This window comes from Kitasatospora sp. NPDC093806, assembly GCF_040683335.1.
Taxonomy (GTDB): Bacteria; Actinomycetota; Actinomycetes; order Streptomycetales; family Streptomycetaceae; genus Kitasatospora.
On record NZ_JBFBDO010000226.1, the window covers coordinates 1 to 4,083 of the forward strand.

A 4,083-nucleotide genomic window follows, 5' to 3' on the forward strand; every position below is an offset into this window, starting at 1 on the left:
CACGCCCTCCCGGTCGGTGGTGTGGTCGTCCGCGAAACGACGGTCACCCGTCGCGTCCGGCACGTGCTTCACACAGACAACGATCCTCAAGCTCACGGCCTGTCTCCTGTACTGGTCTCGTCCGGCGGCTGCGGCTGTGCAAGCGGGCGCGAACACGGTACGCACCCGCTCCGGGCAGCGTGTTCCCGTGCCGGTCCGGAACTTGCTGGCAGCATACTCGCCAGTAGCCCGACGGTCACTACTCGCCAGTAGCTTACGCCGCGCGGTCCCGGCCGAGCGCCCCGCGACCCCCGCGACCGGCCCGGGAAGGACCCCGGCCGACCACCGAGAACACGGGACGACTGCACTGCCGTCAGGGCCATCCTGCCCCAGGCCGCACCCCGCTCCACCCGACGGGGCCACCCTTGCGTGACCGGATTCACCACCACCGCGGACCGCGCGCCCCGCCACCGCCCCTCCCGCCCCCTCGGAGCCGACCCGGCCGAACCTTCCGCCCCGGGCCGCCTCGGGCCGCCCCTGACCGGCGAAGCTCAGACCGCCGCGCCCAGCGCCGCGATCACATCCGCCTTCCGCGGCTGCCCGGCCGCCCGCCGCACCACCCGGCCCCCGCCGTCCAGCACCAGCACCGTCGGCGTCCGCACCACGTCCAGCCGCCGGACCAGCTCCAGCCGCTCCTCCGCGTCCAGCTCGACGTGCGCCACGCCGTCCACCATCCCGGCCACCTCGGCCAGCACCCGCCGGGTCGCCCGGCAGGGCTGGCAGAACGCGGTCGAGAACTGCACCAGCGTCGCCCGCTCCCCGAGCGGCTCCCCCAGCTCCGCCGCCGACAGCCGCACCGCCCCGTCCTTCACCCGCACCCGCAATCTCCCGTCACGCTCGGCCCGCAGCAGTCCGAACGTGCTCGCGGCCACGAGCACGACGACGCACACCACCAACCCGGTCATCCCCCAAGTCTGCCCCGCCGGACCGGGATCCCGACGCCGGGTCCGGCAAAACGGCCTCCCCGCGCGACCCGGCGCGCGTACGATCGCCGAATGGACCCCGACCGCCCCGCACAGCCGCTGCTGACCGCCCGCCGCGTGGTCGACCTGTGCCGGACCACGGCCGCACGCTGTCGCTGACGCGCGCCTCCCCGCCGCCACCGTCCGCCCGCGCCCCCGGAGAGTCCCCGTGCAGATCGATCCCCGCGGACCGCGCTTCGCCGCCGCGCTCACCACCGTCGTCCTGATCGCCGTCCTGCTCACCGGCAGCACCGTGCTGCTCGCCCTCCAGGCGCTCGTCTTCGCCCTCGGGGCACTGGGCGGGCCGCGCCGCTCCCCGTACGGCTGGCTCTACCGCACCTTCGTCCGCCCCCGGCTGGCACCGCCGACCGAGACCGAGGACGAGCGCCCGCCCCGGTTCGCCCAGGGCGTCGGCCTGGTCTTCGCCGCCGTCGGCACGCTCGGCTTCCTCTCCGGGGTGGCCTGGCTCGGCCTGCTCGCCACCGGCTTCGCGCTGGCCGCCGCCTTCCTCAACGCCGTCTTCGGCTACTGCCTCGGCTGCGAGATGTACCTGCTGATCCGCCGCCTCCAGGGCCGGGCCGACATCACCGCCTGACCACCGGGGCCGGGGAGCCGGCGGAGTTCCCCTCCGGCCCATCACACACATCACACCCCCACAGCGCACCGGACGGCACGGCTCAGGTGACAGCGGGCACCCCTTCGGGGGATCATCTCCGTGTATCACCCGTGGCCGCCGCGGCGTGCCGCTCCTCCGGTCGGCCCCACGTACGGCGCGCGGGTACCCGTCGTACCGGGCCACGCGGCCCGTCGAAGTCAGGACTGACCGTGGCAGAGTTCGTGTACCCGCCGGTGATCGGCGCCGCACTGACCGTCTTCCGCGCACTCGACGTGCGCATCAAGATCGTCGGCGCCGAACACATCCCCGCCAAGGGCGGAGCGGTCCTGGTGAGCAATCACATCAGCTACCTGGACTTCCTCTTCGCCGGCCTCGGCGCCTACCGCGGCGGCAAGCGCAAGACCCGCTTCATGGCCAAGGACGACGTCTTCAAGCACGGCGTCTCCGGCCCGCTGATGCGCGGCATGAAGCACATCCCGGTCGACCGCACCGACGGCCAGCCCGCGTACGAGGCCGCCGTCCGGGCGCTCCGGGCCGGCGAGGTCGTCGGCGTCTTCCCCGAGGCCACCATCAGCCGCTCCTTCATGCTGAAGAAGTTCAAGACCGGCGCGGCCCGGATGGCCGCCGACTCCGGCGCCCCGCTGCTCCCGGTCGTCCTCTGGGGCACCCAGCAGCTCTGGACCAAGGGCCGCCCGAAGACCCTCACCAAGCGGCACGTCCCGGTCACCATCATGATCGGCGAGCCGATCGTGCTGGAGCCCACCGACAAGCCCGTCATGGTCACCCGCCGGCTGCGCGCCGCGATGTCCGAGATGCTCGACCGGGCCCAGCGCGAGTACCCCGGCCGGCCCTCCGGCCCGGACGACACCTGGTGGCTGCCCGCCCAGCTCGGCGGCACCGCGCCCACCCTGGAGGCCGCCGAGGCCGAGGACGAGGCCGAGGCCCTCGCCAAGGCCGAACGCCGGGCCGCCCGCGACTGACCCGGCGCGCCCGCTCGCTCATCCGCCCACTGCCCCCGCGCCCCGCGAACGGATGACTCCCCGTCTCCGAGCGGACGCGGACCGTCGCGTGTCGACCCGCTCCGCTCCTTCCGATCTGACAAAGTGACAGCTCCTTCGGGGGGCTCACGCCCGGACTCACCGGGCGGATCGAAGACGGAGATGAGACGCGGATGACCCGCACACAACTCTCGCGGACCACCCCCGCCACGGCCCGTACCCGCACTCGCGCGGGTGCGGGCCTCCTGCTCGCCGGGGCCCTGCTCACCGGATGCGGGGCCCAGCCCGGCGAGATCCCGCTCAGCGAGATCCGCGCCGAGTCCCCCAGCCCCTCACCCACCGCCGAACCCGCGGTCGCCACCGCGACCCCCGCCGTGGTCGGCGCCGTCGCGGCCACCCCGACCGCCCCGCCGGCCCGCAACGGCCTCATCGCCGGCCGCGTCTTCCTCGACCCGGACCGCCTCACCAGCGCCATCTTCACCGTCGCCCCCGACGGCACGACCCGCCAGCAGCTCACCCAACCCCCCGCCCAGTCCCGCGACGACCACCCCGCCTGGTCCCCCGACGGCACCACCCTCGCCTTCGACCGGGCGGGCACCGACTCCTCCGGCCGGATCTGGACGATCGGCTCCGACGGCCACAACGCCCACCAGATCGGCCCGCTCTGCGAACCCGGCGCCCTCGACTGCACCAACGAGGAGGAGACCACCCCCGCCTGGTCCCCCGACGGCAAGCAGCTCGCCTTCACCCGCGCCTGGGGATCGGCCGACCCAGCAGCCAACCAGATCCAGTACAGCGACCTCTACGTGATGAGCCCCGACGGCAGCAGCGCCCAGCGGCTCACCTTCCTCACCAACGACAAGCCGTACTCCGGCATCGTCACCAACCCCGCCTGGTCCCCCGACGGGAAGCAGCTCGTCTTCTCCTACCAGACCAGCGCCACCGGCCAGCCCGCCAACGGCAGCACCCTCTACCTCGTCAACGCCGACGGCACCGGCCTGCGCCGGCTCACCCCCTGGGAACTGCGCGCCGGCGACCGCGCCAACTGGTCCCCCGACGGCACCCGGATCGTCTTCACCACCCACCCCGCCGGCCCCGACTACACCCCCGGCGGCGGCATCTACACCGTCCACCCCGACGGCACCGCCGTCGAAGCGCTCACCCCCGCGCCCTCCGACACCTACTACGGGGTCGCCTCCTACTCCCCCGACGGCACCTCGATCGCCTTCGCCCAGGCCCCCGCCGGCGGCAACACCGAGCTCTACACCATGCACGCCGACGGCTCGAACATCACCCGGGTCACCGACACCCCCGGCCGCTGGGAAAGCCGCCCCAACTGGGGCACCGCCCAACCGCAGAGCTGACGATTCCCACCGGAAATGCAAAGAACCCCCATCCGGATCCCGGATGGGGGTTCTTTGTGAATGATTGTTCGGCGGCGTCCTACTCTCCCACAGGGTCCCCCCTG

Annotated in this window: 4 protein-coding genes; 3 read left to right on the forward strand and 1 reads right to left on the reverse strand. The window is 73.7% G+C overall.

Annotated elements, in window-relative coordinates:
• Nucleotides 1-530: 530 nt before the first annotated feature.
• A complete protein-coding gene (locus AB0N76_RS39390) occupies nt 531-944 on the reverse strand; it encodes a thioredoxin family protein (protein WP_363565671.1) in 414 nt (137 codons plus the stop codon).
• Nucleotides 945-1,170: 226 nt separating this feature from the next.
• On the opposite strand from AB0N76_RS39390, the gene AB0N76_RS39395 reads away from it, so the two are divergent.
• The 3 genes from AB0N76_RS39395 to AB0N76_RS39405 all read left to right on the forward strand — a co-directional run bounded on the left by AB0N76_RS39395 (nt 1,171) and on the right by AB0N76_RS39405 (nt 3,979).
• Nucleotides 1,171-1,596, forward strand: a complete 426-nt coding sequence (locus AB0N76_RS39395) for a DUF4395 domain-containing protein (protein ID WP_363565672.1) — start codon at nt 1,171-1,173, stop codon at nt 1,594-1,596.
• Nucleotides 1,597-1,826: 230 nt separating this feature from the next.
• Nucleotides 1,827-2,597: a lysophospholipid acyltransferase family protein gene (locus AB0N76_RS39400; RefSeq protein WP_363565673.1), complete on the forward strand. Its 771-nt coding sequence runs from the start codon at nt 1,827-1,829 to the stop codon at nt 2,595-2,597.
• 191 nt (nt 2,598-2,788) lie between these two features.
• On the forward strand, nt 2,789-3,979 hold the full coding sequence (locus AB0N76_RS39405) for a hypothetical protein (RefSeq protein WP_363565674.1): 1,191 nt from the start codon (nt 2,789-2,791) through the stop codon (nt 3,977-3,979).
• Nucleotides 3,980-4,083 lie beyond the last annotated feature (104 nt).

Bases quoted from the DNA above. Each gene is read 5' to 3' on its own strand.
- AB0N76_RS39390 (WP_363565671.1), bottom strand. From the start codon at position 944: ATGACCGGGTTGGTGGTGTGCGTCGTCGTGCTCGTGGCCGCGAGCACG.
- AB0N76_RS39405 (WP_363565674.1), top strand. From the start codon at position 2,789: ATGACCCGCACACAACTCTCGCGGACCACCCCCGCCACGGCCCGTACC.